The sequence below is a fragment of the Alphaproteobacteria bacterium genome (assembly GCA_040218575.1).
GTDB lineage: Bacteria > Pseudomonadota > Alphaproteobacteria > JAVJRE01 > JAVJRE01 > JAVJRE01.
In genome coordinates this window covers 641,705-656,294 of record JAVJRE010000007.1, presented here as the reverse complement: position 1 = coordinate 656,294, position 14,590 = coordinate 641,705, and the positions used below count along the sequence as shown (strand labels likewise).

The 14,590-nt window shown below is 66.8% G+C and carries 14 protein-coding genes and 1 tRNA gene; 12 read left to right on the top strand and 3 right to left on the bottom strand.

The annotated features are described in order from the left end of the window. The first annotated feature begins 44 nt into the window (after positions 1–44). The gene (locus RIE31_12375) at positions 45–767 is read left to right on the top strand and encodes an ATP12 family protein (GenBank protein ID MEQ8641382.1); all 723 of its coding nucleotides are present in this window, start codon (positions 45–47) and stop codon (positions 765–767) included. Here RIE31_12375 and lipB read toward each other — a convergent pair. Then, on the bottom strand, positions 752–1,489 hold the full coding sequence (gene lipB / locus RIE31_12370) for a lipoyl(octanoyl) transferase LipB (protein MEQ8641381.1): 738 nt from the start codon (positions 1,487–1,489) through the stop codon (positions 752–754). The two genes, RIE31_12375 and lipB, sit on opposite strands and share 16 nt — an antisense overlap. A 60-nt stretch (positions 1,490–1,549) precedes the next feature. Here lipB and RIE31_12365 point away from each other — a divergent pair. The 6 genes from RIE31_12365 to RIE31_12340 all read left to right on the top strand — a co-directional run bounded on the left by RIE31_12365 (position 1,550) and on the right by RIE31_12340 (position 4,586). Further along, positions 1,550–1,636: transfer RNA gene (locus RIE31_12365), tRNA-Leu, on the top strand. Between the two features lie 63 nt (positions 1,637–1,699). Next, entirely contained in the window at positions 1,700–2,080 is a 381-nt protein-coding gene (locus RIE31_12360) for an MmcQ/YjbR family DNA-binding protein (protein ID MEQ8641380.1), read from the top strand. Position 2,081: 1 nt separating this feature from the next. After that, the gene (locus RIE31_12355) at positions 2,082–2,468 is read left to right on the top strand and encodes a RidA family protein (GenBank protein ID MEQ8641379.1); all 387 of its coding nucleotides are present in this window, start codon (positions 2,082–2,084) and stop codon (positions 2,466–2,468) included. Positions 2,469–2,502: 34 nt separating this feature from the next. After that, on the top strand, positions 2,503–3,183 hold the full coding sequence (locus RIE31_12350) for an SDR family oxidoreductase (protein ID MEQ8641378.1): 681 nt from the start codon (positions 2,503–2,505) through the stop codon (positions 3,181–3,183). 9 nt (positions 3,184–3,192) lie between these two features. Beyond that, complete coding sequence (locus tag RIE31_12345; GenBank protein MEQ8641377.1) at positions 3,193–3,990, top strand: TIGR01458 family HAD-type hydrolase; 798 nt, start codon at positions 3,193–3,195, stop codon at positions 3,988–3,990. Continuing rightward, positions 3,987–4,586, top strand: coding sequence for a 2-hydroxychromene-2-carboxylate isomerase (locus RIE31_12340; GenBank protein MEQ8641376.1), 600 nt, complete (start codon positions 3,987–3,989; stop codon positions 4,584–4,586). The genes RIE31_12345 and RIE31_12340 overlap by 4 nt, the downstream gene beginning before the upstream one ends. Before the next feature lie 34 nt (positions 4,587–4,620). Here RIE31_12340 and RIE31_12335 read toward each other — a convergent pair whose 3' ends face one another. After that, a complete protein-coding gene (locus tag RIE31_12335; GenBank protein ID MEQ8641375.1) occupies positions 4,621–5,595 on the bottom strand; it encodes a threonine dehydratase in 975 nt (324 codons plus the stop codon). 78 nt (positions 5,596–5,673) lie between these two features. Here RIE31_12335 and RIE31_12330 point away from each other — a divergent pair, with 78 nt between their 5' ends. The 4 genes from RIE31_12330 (at position 5,674) to RIE31_12315 (ending at position 12,142) form a co-directional block, all read left to right on the top strand. After that, the gene (locus RIE31_12330) at positions 5,674–6,204 is read left to right on the top strand and encodes a response regulator (GenBank protein ID MEQ8641374.1); all 531 of its coding nucleotides are present in this window, start codon (positions 5,674–5,676) and stop codon (positions 6,202–6,204) included. A 94-nt stretch (positions 6,205–6,298) separates the two neighbouring features. Then, positions 6,299–9,520 carry a bifunctional proline dehydrogenase/L-glutamate gamma-semialdehyde dehydrogenase PutA gene (gene putA, locus RIE31_12325; protein MEQ8641373.1) on the top strand — a complete coding sequence of 1,074 codons (3,222 nt, stop codon included), beginning with the start codon at positions 6,299–6,301 and terminating at the stop codon, positions 9,518–9,520. Between the two features lie 85 nt (positions 9,521–9,605). Beyond that, the gene (locus RIE31_12320; GenBank protein MEQ8641372.1) at positions 9,606–10,880 is read left to right on the top strand and encodes a Xaa-Pro peptidase family protein; all 1,275 of its coding nucleotides are present in this window, start codon (positions 9,606–9,608) and stop codon (positions 10,878–10,880) included. A gap of 8 nt (positions 10,881–10,888) precedes the next feature. Then, on the top strand, positions 10,889–12,142 hold the full coding sequence (locus RIE31_12315; GenBank protein MEQ8641371.1) for a Xaa-Pro peptidase family protein: 1,254 nt from the start codon (positions 10,889–10,891) through the stop codon (positions 12,140–12,142). Here RIE31_12315 and gcvA read toward each other — a convergent pair. Then, positions 12,135–13,172, bottom strand: coding sequence for a transcriptional regulator GcvA (gene gcvA, locus RIE31_12310; protein ID MEQ8641370.1), 1,038 nt, complete (start codon positions 13,170–13,172; stop codon positions 12,135–12,137). The genes RIE31_12315 and gcvA overlap by 8 nt on opposite strands. 155 nt (positions 13,173–13,327) lie before the next feature. Between gcvA and RIE31_12305 the strand changes: the two genes are divergently transcribed. After that, on the top strand, positions 13,328–14,587 hold the full coding sequence (locus RIE31_12305) for a Xaa-Pro peptidase family protein (protein MEQ8641369.1): 1,260 nt from the start codon (positions 13,328–13,330) through the stop codon (positions 14,585–14,587). Positions 14,588–14,590 lie beyond the last annotated feature (3 nt).

Below are 14,590 nucleotides of genomic sequence, written 5' to 3'. Positions count from 1 at the left end.
CTGGCGGTCCCGAACGTGACGCCACAGGCCAGCGTCACCGCGTTGTGAAGCGTTTCTACAAGACCGTTTCAACCGTGTCCGCCAATGGCGGATTTTCCGTGTGTCTTGACGGGCGGCCGATCCTGACCCCCGGTCGGGCCCGGCTGATCGTGCCGACGGCGGCGCTGGCCGAAGCGGTGGCCGCCGAATGGGAAGAGCAGACCGAAGAGATCAACCCCGCCGCCATGGGCCTGACCCGACTGGTCAATAGCGCGCTGGATCGGGCGGCGGCGGCGCCGGGCGCCATTCTTGACCAGGTCATGGCCTATGTGGACACCGATCTTGTCTGCTATCGCAGCGACGAGCCGCCCGATCTGGCGGCGGCGCAGGCCGCTGCCTGGGATCCGGTGGTGGCCTGGGCGGAGCGGCGCTTTGATATCCATCTTGCTCTCACCACTGCGCTGCTGCCGCAGGCCCAGTCGCCGGCTGTTCACCAGGCGCTCAGGGCCGCCGTGGCGGCGCGCCAGACCATGGCCCTGGCGGCACTGGGCGCGATGACCCAGGCCAGCGGGTCATTGCTTGTGGCCCTGGCGGTGGCGGAAGGCGCTCTGGCGGCGGAACCGGCGTGGCGCGCCGTCCGGGTGGACGAACGGTGGCAGGCTTCCCGTTGGGGCGAAGATGCGGAAGCCACCCGTCTGGAACAGGGGCAGTGGCGGGAGTTCAGCGATTGCGTACGGTTTCTCGATCTGCTCCGCCCGTCGCCGGCGGCGCCTCAGTCCGCCGCATAGCGCGGCCTGCAGCGACCGGAGCCGCCCGGCTGCAGCAGCCGGTCGAGTTCCTTGCGCAGCACCGCATCTACCTCGGCCAGGGTGGCATCCACGCCCAGGGCGCGCAGCGACGTGACTCCACGGTCGGTCAAGCCACAGGGGACGATGCCGCCATAGTGGGACAGGTCAGGGGCGACATTGAGGGACAGGCCATGCAGCGTCACCCACCGGCGCACACGCACGCCGATGGCGGCGATTTTGCTCAGGCCGCCGCCCGTGGCGACGAATACGCCGATATTATCCGGATCGCGCCGGCCACTGACGCCGAAACGGGCCAGGGTGGCGATGACCGCGTTTTGCAGGTCATCGACAAATCCCCGCACATCGCGGCCGCGGCGGCTCAGATCAAGCTGCACATAAGCGATGCGCTGGCCCGGGCCGTGATAGGTAAAGCGACCGCCGCGACCGCTGGTAAACACGGGCAGGGTGGCCTGCAACAGTTCGTCCGGTCGGGCGCTGGTGCCGGCGGTATAGAGCGGCGGGTGCTCCACCAGCCAGATGCGCTCGCGCGCTGTCCCGGCGGCGATGGCCGCCGCCCGCGCCTCCATGTCCGCAACCGCCCGGGGATAGGCCACCGGGGCGCCGGCCATCTCCCAGACGATGGCATCCGTCGGTCCGGCCGGGCCCGCCGCACGGCGCGGCACGGTCGGCTGATCTGCCGCGCGGCTTGAGGAATGGTCCATGATTTGCTATCTCCACTCCGCCCGCCGCCGCCTTTGCGCCACGGCGGGAGTGGGATCATTGCGGTCGTGGCGGAATTGGTAGACGCGCAGCGTTGAGGTCGCTGTGGGGGAAACCCCTTGGAAGTTCGAGTCTTCTCGACCGCACCAGTCCCGATTGCCGGCGTCCGCACACATCGGGCGTCCGGCTGCGCCAGAAACGGAGGGCGCGCCGTGCCGCGTTTTGCTCTGGCTACCGCCCGTCGCCATGCCCTGGCCCTGCCCGGTGCCGGGGAGAGCTTCCCCTTCGGGCCTGGTGTCGCGGTCATCAAGGCGGGAGGGCGTATCTTTGCGCTGCTGCGCCAGAGGCCAGGTCTGACGCCGGCGGACCCGGCGGTTCAGGAAATAAGCCTCAAGTGCGATCCCGACCGGGCGATCATGCTGCGTCAGGTGTTCGAGTCGATTCGTCCCGGCTATCATCTCAACAAGCGGCACTGGAACACCATCACCCTTGACGGCAGCGTTCCGGCGCGTGATGTCCGATCTCTTATCGAGCATTCCTGGACCCTCGTCACTGACGCCACCCGTCAGCGGCCAACACGACGGCGATCATAGCATGGCACGCAAGCGCATTCTTTCCGGCTCCACCTTCGAGGACCTGGCCGGTTATGCCCGGGCCGTGGTCGACGGCGACTGGGTGTTCGTTTCCGGGACCACCGGCTACGACTACGCGACCATGACCATCAGCGATGATCCGGTGGCCCAGACCGAACAGTGCTTCCGCAACATCAAGGATGCTCTGGACAAGGCCGGGTCCAGCCTGGCCGATCTGGTGCGCATTCGGGTCTATATCGCCCGGCGTGAGGACTTTCCCGCCATCGCCGGGATTGTCGGCCGGCATTGCCGCGACGCGCGGCCGGCCAATACCACCATCTGCGCCCAGCTTGCCGATGAAGCCATGAAGGTGGAGATCGAAGTCACCGCTCTGAAGCAGACGGGCTGAACCCCGGCCGACTGCCGGCATCAGGAGGAAAGTCATGGACACCGTACTGATAACAGGCGCCAACCGCGGAATCGGTCTCGCCTTCGCCCGCCAGTATGCGGCGGATGGCTGGCGGGTCATCGCCACCTGCCGGCAGCCGGAGGCCGCTGCCGACCTCGCCGCCATCGCTGGCCAGGTGGAGGTGCATCCTCTCGATGTGACCGACGAGGAACAGATCGCCGCCCTTGCCGCCGGCCTGGTCGGCACGGGCCTCGATATCCTGGTCAACAATGCCGGCATCAACCTGCCCAACCGCGCCATGGACGGACCAACCATGGCCGATTGGAACCGCCTGCTGGCGGTCAATGTCACCGCGCCCATGCTGGTGACGCGGGCGCTGCTGCCCAATCTGCTGGCTGGCCGCCAGAAGAAGGCGGTGTTCATCTCCAGCCGTATGGGCAGCATCGGCGGTAATACCTCCGGCGGCAGCCACGCCTATCGCGCCAGCAAGGCCGGGCTCAACGCCGCCGCGCACAGCCTGGCGCTGGATTGCAGTCCGCAGGGCCTGCTGGTGGTGGCGCTGCATCCGGGATGGGTGCGGACTGACATGGGCGGTGAGCGGGCGGACCTCACCGCCGACGACAGCGTCGCCGGTATGCGTCAGGTGGTGGACTCGCTGACGCCGGCCATGTCCGGCGGCTTCTATAACCATGACGGGGCGGAAATCCCCTGGTAACCACCGGCCATGACGGATTCGGCGATCAAGATACGGCCCGGCGGCGTCCTGCTGGATATCGGCGGAGTTCTCGCCATTGACGATCAGGCTGTACCGGGCGCTGTGGAGGCGTTGGCGGCGCTGCGCCGGTCGGGTCTGCCGCTGCGGTTCCTGACCAACACGACCCGCCGGCCACGGCGCAGTCTGGTGGCGCGGCTGCACCGTCTCGGTTTTGCTGTGGAGCCGGAGGAGATCCTGATGCCGGCTTTGGCCTGCCGTGCCGTGCTGGAGGCTGAAGGGCTGAAGCCGCACCTTCTGGTGCATGACGATCTGGAAGAGGACTTTGCTGGTCTGCCGCGCGGCCGTGACGCGGTGGTGGTCGGTGATGCCGGCCACGACTTCACCTATGACCGGCTCAACGCCGCCTTCCGCTGTCTGGCCGATGGGGCGCCCCTTTTCGCCCTGGCCCGCAACCGTGTGTTCATGGAGGCTGACGGGCTGAGCATGGACATGGGCGGCTTCGTCGCCGCCCTGGAATATGCCGCCCAGGTGGAGGCACGGCTTTTCGGCAAGCCGGCCGCCGCCTTCTTTGCCGCGGGCGTGGCCGGTCTCGGCGTTGCCGCCGCCGCCGCCGTGATGGTCGGCGATGATGCGGACTCCGACATTGCCGGTGCCCGACGGGCCGGCCTGTCTGCTATCCTTGTGCGCACCGGCAAGTACCATGCTGGCGACGAACGCGCCTGCGATCCGCCGCCGGATGCGGTCGCCGACGATTTTCCGGCGGCCGTGACCCTCATCCTTTCCGCTATGGAGACACCTGCGGCATGAGCGTGGACTTCTATTTCGACTTTTCGTCGCCCTATGCCTATCTCGCCGCCATGAAAATGGACGACATCGCCATGTGGCACGGTCGCGAGGTCACCTGGCGCCCCATCCTGCTCGGGCCGATCATGGAGCGGACCGGCGCCGGCACCGTCTTTGACAAGCCACTCAAGGGCATCTACCTCAAGCGCGATGTGGCCCGTACGGCGCGTCTTTTTGGCCTGCCGGAGGTGCGCTATCCGGAGCCCTTTCCCTTCGCCGCGCTGGCCGCCTGTCGGGCCTTTTACTGGCTCGAGGCCAAAGACCCCAACATGGCAGTGAGCCTGGCGCAGCGCCTGTTCCGCGAGGCCTATGGCGAGGGCCGCCCGATTGCCAGCGGTGAAGACGTGGCAAAGGTGGCGGAGCGCATGTATGTGGACAGCCATGAACTGTTGGCGGCTATCGAAACGCCGGCCATCAAGGCCCGTCTCAAGGCGGAGGTGGACAAGGCGTTGCAGGCCGGTGTCGTCGGCGTACCCTTCGTGATTGCGGAGGGCGAACCCTTCTGGGGCGCCGACAAGCTGGAGCAGATATCACGCTGGCTGGATACCGGTGGCTGGTAGACGGTCCCCGCGCATTCCGAACGCCTGGCCTGTCTCAGCCGGCGTCGGCCAGAACCTCTGCAAACACATGACGGTCAACATTGCCACCCGACAGGATGACCGCCGCCCGGCCGCCGGCGCGGGCCGGCCCCTCCTGTAAGAGAGCGGCCAGCGCGGCCGCTCCGGCGCCCTCCGCCACATTGTGGGTATCGGTGAACAGGTGTCGCATGGCGGCGCGGATTTCTTCCTCGCTGACCCTGACGATGCGGTCGGCGCCGGCCCGGATCATGTCCAGCGCCGCCGGGTCCGGTATGCGCACCGCCATGCCGTCGGCCAGGGTTTCGGCGCTGTTGGTTGCGACCGCCTCGCCTTTGTCGAAAGACAGGGCATAGGCCGGCGCTTCGGCCGCCACCACGCCGACCACACGGGTCGCCAGACCCAGGGCATCACGGGCGGCGATGACCCCGCACAGGCCGGAACCCAGGCCGATGGGAACATACACCGTATGCAGATCGGCAACCGCGGCGAACAACTCCATGGCATAGCTTGCCACGCCGCGCACCAGTAGCGGGTGGAAGGACGGGGCCATGTGCAGCCCCTGGCTGTCGGCCAGGGCGCGGGCATGATCCAGGGCTTCGTTGAAGTCATCGCCGTGGGTGACCAGGGTGGCGCCGAAGGCGACCATGGCGGCGTTCTTTTCGCGGCTGTTGCCATGCGGCACAACGATGGTGACCGCAAGGCCGGCGCGGGCCGCGGCGCAGGCGATGGACTGGCCGTGGTTGCCGCGGGTGGCGGCGACGATGCCCTGGCGACCACCGCTCAGCCGCCGGAAGTCGTCCATCCAGGCCAGACCGCCGCGGATCTTGAACGCCCCGGTTGGCGTGTGGTTTTCATGCTTGACCCATACTTCGCTACCCGCACGGCGGGCCAGCAGAGGCCAGGCGTACTGCGCCGTCGGCGGCATGACCGTGTGTACCAGCCGGGCGGTCTCTTCAAGCGCGGCGCGGCTGAATTCGCCGGAATTACTCATAGGCAAGGGCCTCGGCGGTTAATCGCTTGTTCACCATGCCTGGCGACAATAGCAGACCTACCCTACCGGATGGTGACCATGGTCCGCAGCCGCCTCAAGATACTCATCGTTGATGATGAGGACCACATGCTGACAATCCTCCGCACCATGCTCAACGCCATGGAGCTGGACTCGGTTGTGGAAGCGCGTGACGGCCGCGGCGGTCTGGTCGCCTGCCAAAAATATGATCCGGCCCTGGTCATCACCGACGCGCGCATGGCCCCCATGGATGGTATCAGATTCGTCCGGGCGATCCGTGGTGGGGTTAGCGGAGTCAACCGCTATGTGCCGATCCTCATGCTGACTGCTGAAACCGACACCGAGCATGTGATCCGCGCGCGCGATTCCGGCGTCAACGCTTTCGTCGCCAAGCCAGTCTCGTTCAACGTCCTGCGCGAGCGGGTGGCCTTTGCCCTCGCGGACAAGCGTCCCTTCGTGGACACGCCGGCCTATGTCGGGCCGGACCGCCGCCATGGCCGCACGCCGGGCTATAGTGGTCCCGAACGCCGTCGGCGGCGGACCTCTGCGCCGGTCGATTCATCCGAAATGGCGGTGGCCGCCACCGGTTGACTCCGGTTTGTGCTCCGGCGTGATTGGAGTCGGCCGGCCGACTGTCTAGACTGACGTCCGTGCCACTCACACCTGTCTTCCGGGCGGTTGGTTCATGGCCATAAACGGGTCCGCCGCTACCAGCCAACAGGGCGTTATGGCCGGGCTGCCGCGCCCGGCCCGTCCCGGCCCCCTGCGCGATGCCATTGCCGCCAGTCGCCGTCTTGATGATGCCACCGCGCTGACCGCCTGCCTGTCCGCGCTTGATGCGGCGGCAAGCGACGCCGAGCGGGACCGGGCCATCGAGCGGCGTGCCGCTGATCTGGTCCATGGGGTGCGCCAGGCCGGACGCGAGAGGGGGCTCGATGCTTTTCTCCAGGAGTTCAGCTTGTCGTCGCGCGAAGGCATCGCGCTGCTTTGCATTGCAGAGGCCTTGCTGCGCATTCCCGACGCGGATACCGCCGACCGCCTGATTCGTGATCGCATCACCGACGCCGACTGGCGGGCTCATCTCGGCGGCTCCGACTCACTGCTGGTCAACGCCTCCACCTGGGGGCTGATGCTGGGCGGCCAGATTCTGGGGCCCGACCCCGCGGCGCACAGCCTCGATCCCTGGACCCTGCTGAGCCGCATGGTGGGCCAGGCGGGCGAGGCTGTGGTGCGCCGCGCCCTGGTCCAGGCCATGCGTATTCTCGGCCGCCAGTTCGTCATGGGGCGCACCATCGAAGAGGCGCTCGCCCGTGGTCGTGACAGCGCGGATGAAGGCTGGCGCTGGTCATTTGACATGCTGGGCGAGGCGGCGCGCACGGCAGCCGACGCCGCGCGCTATCACCGCAGCTACCTTGCCGCCATCGCCGCCATCGGTCGCGACGTGGCGGGGCGGGCGGCCCGTCAAGGCAGCTCGCTGCACGAGCGCCCCGGCATTTCGGTCAAACTGTCGGCTCTCCACCCCCGCTTCGAGTTCAGCCAGGCCGAGCGCGCCGTCCCCTCTCTGGTGGACTCAGTCCTCGCCCTGGCGGAGGCAGCCCGCGACCATGGCATTGGCCTGACGCTGGATGCGGAGGAGTCGGACCGGCTGGAGCCCATGCTGGATGTTTTCGCCGGTCTCGCCGAAGCCCGGTCGCTGCGTGGCTGGGACGGTCTGGGCCTCGCCGTGCAGGCCTATCAGAAGCGGGCGCCGGCGGTTCTCGACTGGCTGGCCGACCTGGCCGCCGCCACCGCCCGCCGTTTGCCGCTGCGCCTGGTCAAGGGGGCCTATTGGGACAGCGAAATCAAATGGGCGCAGGAAAAAGGCGTCAGTGACTATCCGGTCTATAGCCGCAAGGTGGCGACCGACGCTTCATGGCTGGCTTGTGCCCGGCGGTTGCTGGACAGGCCCACTGCCTTCTATCCGCAGTTCGCTACCCACAACGCCCATGCGGTGGCCTGGGTTCAGGCGTCTGCCGGCGGGCAGCCATTTGAGTTCCAGCGTCTGCATGGCATGGGCCGCGCGCTCTATGCGGCCGTGCGAGAGCAGGCGGCCGGCGCGCCGCCGCCGGTCCGGGTCTATGCGCCGGTCGGCAGTCATCAGGACCTGTTGCCCTACCTGGTGCGCCGGTTGCTGGAAAACGGCGCCAACACCTCCTTCGTTCACCGCCTGACGGACGATGATGTGCCGGTGGCTGACATCGTTGCCAACCCTGTTGCGCGGGCCCGCGCCTTGCTGCCGGACCAGGCGTCGCACCCGGCCATCCCGCGGCCACCGGCGCTCTATGGTGCGGACAGACGCAACGCCGCCGGTCTGGACCTGACCCACTGGCCCGATCTGGAGGCGCTGCAGCGTGACGCCGTCGCCGCCCTCTCTGGCCAGTGGCGCGCCGCGCCCATCATCGCCGGGACAGAGCGCGACGGTGCACAGGAGGTGCGCCATTCTCCGGCCGACCACACGCGCCCTGTCGGTGTGGTGGTGGCCGCGGATGACGTGGCGGTGGCCGACGCTATCGCTTCGGCGGACGGCGCCGCCGCTGACTGGGATGGGGCCGGAGCCGACCACCGCGCAGACGTGCTGGAGGGCGCCGCCGACCGGCTGGAGGCGGCCACCGGCGGCTTCATGGCGATAATCGGCGGGGAAGGCGGGCGCACACTGGGCGATGCCCTGGCGGAAGTGCGCGAGGCTGTGGACTTCCTGCGCTACTACGCCGGCCAGTCGCGGCGGGACTTCAGCGACGGCCATCGTCTGCCCGGTCCCACCGGAGAGCGCAATCAGTTGTGGTTGCGCGGCCGCGGCGTCTTCGCCTGCATCAGCCCGTGGAACTTTCCACTGGCCATCTTCACCGGCCAGATCGCCGCCGCCCTCGCCGCCGGCAATGCGGTGATCGCCAAGCCTGCCGGGCCGACGCCTCTTGTGGCCGCCCGCCTCGTCCGCCTGTTGCACGACGCCGGCGTTCCGCCAGAGGTGCTGCATTTCGTGCCGGGCAGCGGCCGGCGCATCGGCGCCGCGCTGACCGCCGATCCGCGCATCGCCGGCATCGCCTTCACCGGCTCGGGCCATACGGCGCGCGCCATCCACCGGGCGCTTGCGGCGCGTGACGGCGCCATCGTGCCGCTCATTGCCGAGACCGGTGGCATCAACGCCATGATCGCCGATTCCTCCGCCCTGGCAGAGCAGGTGACCGCCGATGTTATCGCTTCGGCCTTTCTCAGCGCCGGTCAGCGTTGCTCCGCCCTGCGCCTGCTGTTTCTCCAGGACGATACGGCCGATGGTGTGCTGGCCATGCTGGCCGGCGCCATGCATGAGCTGGTGCTGGGCGATCCGCTGCGCCTGTCCACTGACATCGGGCCCCTGATCGATGGCGCCGCCTGTCAGGAGATGACCGACCATGTGGCGCGGCTCGACCGCGCCGGCAAGCGCCTGGCCGTTACGCCGGGTATGGCGGGCCTCTCCGGCGGCAGCTTCTTTGCTCCGCACCTTTATGAGATTCCGCGCATGGAATGGCTGGACCGTGAAGTGTTCGGGCCCATCCTGCATGTGGTGCGTTATCAGGCCGGCCATCTGGACCAGGTAGTGGCGGCCATCAACCGGGCGGGCTACGGCCTGACGCTCGGCCTGCACAGCCGGCTGGACTCGGCCCTGAGGTATGTCCGTGCTCATGCCCGGGTCGGCAATCTCTATGTCAATCGGCCCATGACCGGGGCGGTGGTGGGCGTGCAGCCGTTCGGCGGCGAGGGTCTGTCCGGCACCGGGCCGAAGGCCGGCGGGCCATTCTATCTGCACCGCTTCGCGACGGAGCGCACGGTTTCCGTCAATACCGCCGCCACCGGCGGCAATACGGACCTGCTGGCGCTCGGCCCCGATTGACGGTTCCGGCCTGGTGACGGACCATGTTGATCTGCCTTTCGACCCGGCGCGCACCGGGTTCCCTCCCTGATGAAGGAGTCTGGCCGTGGCGAGAAATCCCCGCATGGACGATGTATGCCTGACCGGTCTGGCGAAGAATGTTCAGGACGTGGGGCTCAAGGACTTTGAATCGCAGATTGACATGGCCGCCTTGCGTCAGGGTCGCCTGGCCCGCGCCCAGCAGGCCCTGCGCGCCGCCAACTGTCCCGCCATGGTTCTCTATGACCCGGTTAACGTGCGCTACTGCACCGGCACCCGGCAGATGCAGGTCTACAGCCTGCAGAACCCTCACCGCTACGCCTTCGTCCCGGCCGAAGGCAAGCCGGTGATGTTTGAGTTTGGCGCCAGCGGCGCCCAGTGGGTGGCGCGCCAGATCACCGACACCGTCGGCGAGGTCAGACCGGGCATTGGCTGGGACTATTTCGCCTCCGGCCCGTCCAAGGCGGTCAAGGTCAGGCGCTGGGGCGGCGAGATTGCCGAGCTCATGGCGCAGGTGGCGCCCGGCGACAAGCGGATCGCCTTTGACCGGCTGGACCCGGAAGGCACCGACCTGTTGCGCGGCATGGGATTTGAGATCGTTGACGGGCAGGAGATCATGCACCGGGCGCGGGTTTACAAGACGCCGGAGGAGATTCTCTGCCTGGCATTGTCGGTTCAGGTGTGTGAGATCGGTTTTGCCCGTATCCGCGAGGCTCTGAAGCCGGGCATGACCGAGATGGCCCTGTGGTCGATCCTCAATCAGACCAATCTGGAACTGGGCGGGGAGTGGATCTTCACTCGCCTTCTGACGTCGGGCGGGCGGACCAATCCGTGGTTCCAGGAGGCCGGCGAGAAGCGCATCCGGCCCGGCGAGCTGATCGCCTGCGACAGCGATATGACCGGCCCCTTCGGCTATGTCTCGGATATATCACGCACCTTCTTCTGCGGACCCGGCCGGCCGACGGCACAGCAAAAGAAAATGTATACCGACGCCTATGACCTGCTGCACCACAACATTCAGCTCATGCAGGTAGGCCGCACCTGGCGCGATATCTGTGACAGCACATGGCGTTTGCCCGATGACTATCTGGCCAATCGCTACACCGTGCTGCATGGCACCGGGCTGGCTGATGAACAGCCCTTCGTCTTCAATTTCGAGGACCGCGACAGACTGCCGGACCCCGATGGGGTGTGTCAGCCCGGCATGGCCCTGTGCATCGAGGCCTATATCGGGCCGGAGAACGGGCCCGAAGGGGTCAAGCTGGAGCAACAGATCATCACCACCGAGGCCGGCCCGCAATTGCTGTCCACTTTTCCGTTCGAAGAAGACCTGCTGAACTAGGAGATCCGATGGAAGATCGTCGCAATACGGACCTGGCGAAGAAAACACCCGGTGCCGGAATAAAGGACTATGAGGCGCAGGTGGATACGAAGGCCCTGCGCGCCTATCGCCTGGGCCGGGTGCAGGAGCAGTTGCAGCAGCGTGACTGGGCCGCCGCCATTCTCTACGACCCGATCAACATCCGCTACGCCACCGGCAGCCGCAACATGGCGGTGTGGACCCTGCACAACCATGTACGCTACGCCTTCGTGCCGGCCCAGGGCCTGCCGGTGCTGTTCGAGTTTGGCGGCGCCCGCCGCAACCCGCCGGCGGCGAAGCTTGAGTCCGTCGGCGAGGTGCGCGGTCCCAAGAGCTGGACCTACTTCTACAGCGGCGACAAGAAGACCGAGCGGGCCATTGGCTGGGCCGATGAAGTGATGGACCTGATCCGACAGCACTGTGGTGCCAACCGCCGCATCGCCTTCGACCATCTGGACCCCATCGGCTCCAATCTGATGCAGGATCGCGGCGTTGAGATCATGGACGGCGAGGCGCTGATGGAGCGGGCCCGGCTGATCAAAGGCCCGGAAGAAATCCAGTGCATGCAGATTGCCATCTCCGTCTGCGAAACCGGCATGGCCCGCATGCGTCAGGCGCTGAAGCCGGGTATGACCGAGAATGCGCTGTGGTCGCTGCTGCACCAGGCCAATATCGAGCTGGGGGGCGAGTGGATTGAGACGCGCCTGCTGTCGTCGGGCGGCCGGACCAATCCGTGGATGCAGGAGTCTGGCGAGCGCATCATCCGGCCAGGTGACCTGGTCGCCTTCGATACCGACCTGATCGGCCCGTTTGGCTACTGCGCCGACATTTCCCGCACCTACTTCTGCGGCCCCGGCAGGCCCAGTGAGGCGCAGAAGGCGCTTTATCGCGCATCGTGGGAGCAGATTCAGCACAACACGGCGATCGTCAGGCCGGGCATGACCTTCCGTCAGGTGACCGAGCAGGAATGGCCCATCCCCAATCAGTATGTGGCCAACCGCTACGGCATCATGCACGGCGTTGGCATGGCTGATGAATATCCGTTCATCTTTAATCACCAGGACGCCGATATCATCCCCAGTCCCGACGAGGTGCTGCAGCCGGGCATGACCCTGTCGGTGGAAAGCTATATCGGTCTTGAGAACGGGGCCGAGGGCGTCAAGCTTGAAGACCAGGTTCTTGTCACGGAAACCGGTGTCGAGACCCTGTCCAGCTTCCCCTTTGAGGAAGAGCTGCTCAACTGAGGCTGGTGGCGCCCGCTACGCTGGCCGGCGATTGCGTGCCGAGGCTGACCAGGCGCGGCGTCCGGTCCGGCAGCAGGGGCGACGGGCCGCGGCCCAGCGGCGTGAAGCCGGCCGCTTCGTCCAGAAGCCAGGCGCGAAACGCCTGCAACCGGGGCTGCCGGCTGTCGGTGCTGCGACTGACGATGTAGTGCTGCCAGCCGGGCTCCATGAACAGATCGAAGGGCGCCACCAGGCGGCCGGCCGCCAGTTCGTCCATGGCCGTCGCACTGCGGCCCAGCGCAACACCGTTGCCGTCCACCGCCAGTTGCAGGGCCATGGCGTCGTCGCTGGCGCGCAGCCCGGCCTCCGCGTCGATGCCGGAGATGCCGGCAATAGCCAGCCACTGGCGCCAGCCGAACGCCAGATCGTCATGGATCAGGGTCAGCCGGCTGAGATCGGCCGGCTGGCCTTTCGGTCCGCCGCCGGCCATCAGCTTCGGGCTCATTACCGGAAAGATGGTGTCGTGCAGGAACGGCACCGCCTCCATGCGCGGCCAGTGACCATCGCCGAACTGGATGGCGCAATCGGCGCCTTCGTGGCGCTGCAGATCAATCTGCGACGACACGGTAATGACCTGCACCGCATAGCCGGGGTGGCGTTCGCGGAAACGATGGAGGCGCGAGGCGAACCAGCGCAACGCCAGACCCGGCCGCATGACAATCGAAATGGTCTCCGGCTGGCGGGCGCGGGCGAACTGGCTTATGGCATGGCGGATGTCCTGAAACGCCGTGGCCAGAGCCGCCGCCAGGCTCTCGCCGTCTGCGGTCAGGGCGATGGCCCGACCGTTGCGGCGGAAGAGGGTGGCGCCCAGGCTCTGCTCCAGATTGCGGATCTGGTGGCTGATGGCGCTCTGGGTGATGCCCAGTTCCTCGCCCGCCCGGGTCATGGAGCCGTAGCGTGCCGCCGCCTCGAAGGCACGCAGCGCCGCCAGCGGCGGCAGGCGACCGGCCGCGGTCGGGTCGGTGGCGGTTGGGCTATGAATCTGGTTCACGGTTCGCGAAAATCCCTCACTGGCTGATACGGGGTCGGACGGATAGACTTGCCGCCAGTCATTGCCTAACTAGCGCCCAGTCGGAAAAGACCGCCCAGGGCCAGCCGCGGCCCGGACCAGGCCAGCCCCACACCGAAACGACGTGAGCCATTCTCATGCTTCCAGATGATCGCCGCAACACCGGTCTGGCCAAAGAGACGCCGGGCGCCGGAATCAAGGATTTCGAATCCCAGATCGACATGGTGGCGATGCGCGCCTACCGCCTTGGCCGGGTTCAGGCGGAACTGAAGCGTCGCGGCTATGCCGCCGCCGTGCTCTACGACCCCATCAACATCCGTTATGCCACGGGTACACGGAACATGTCGGTGTGGACCCTGCACAACCATGTGCGCTACGCCTTCGTGCCGGCCCAGGGCCTGCCGGTTCTGTTTGAGTTCGGCGGCACCCGGTTCAGGCCGCCGGCGGAGAAGATTGAAACCGTCGGCGAAATCCGCGCGCCGCAGGGTTGGACCTACTATTACAATGGCGAGAAGAAGGCCGAGCGCGCTATCGGCTGGGCCGACGAAATGCTCGACCTGGTGCGCGAAACGTGCGGCGGCGAGCGGCGCATCGCCTTTGACCATCTGGATCCGGTCGGCACCCATTTGATGGAAGACCGCGGTATTGAAATCATGGACGGCGAAGCGGTCATGGAGACCGCCCGCATGATCAAGAGCCGCGAGGAAATCCAGTGCATGCAGGTAGCCATCTCGGTCGCCGAGATCGGCATGGCCCGTATGCGCCAGGCGTTGAAACCGGGCATGACGGAGAATGCGTTGTGGGCCATTCTGCATCACGCCAATATCGAGATGGGTGGTGAGTGGATCGAGACCAGGTTGCTGTCATCGGGCGGCCGGACTAACCCGTGGATGCAGGAATGTGGCGAACGGATGATCCGGCCGGGTGATCTGGTGGCCTTCGATACCGACCTGATTGGTCCCTTCGGCTATTGCGCGGATATCAGCCGGACCTATTTCTGCGGCCCGGGAAAACCCACCGAGGAGCAGAAGACGCTTTATCGCGCGGCCTTCGATCAGATTCAGCACAATACTGAAATCGTCAAACCGGGCCTGACCTTCCGCGAGATCGTCGAGCGCGAATGGCGCATTCCCAACCAGTATGTGGCCGCCCGCTATGGCCTCATGCACGGCGTCGGCATGGCCGATGAATATCCCTTCCTGCCCAATATCCAGGGGCTCGACCGCCTGCCCGACCATGACGGCGTCATGGAGCCGGGAATGACCTTTTCGGTGGAGAGCTATATCGGGCTGGAGCACGGCGCGGAGGGGGTTAAGCTGGAGGACCAGATCGTCGTCACCGAAACCGGTGTTGAGACGCTGTCCACCTTTCCCTTTGAGGACGATCTGCTGTCCTGATCC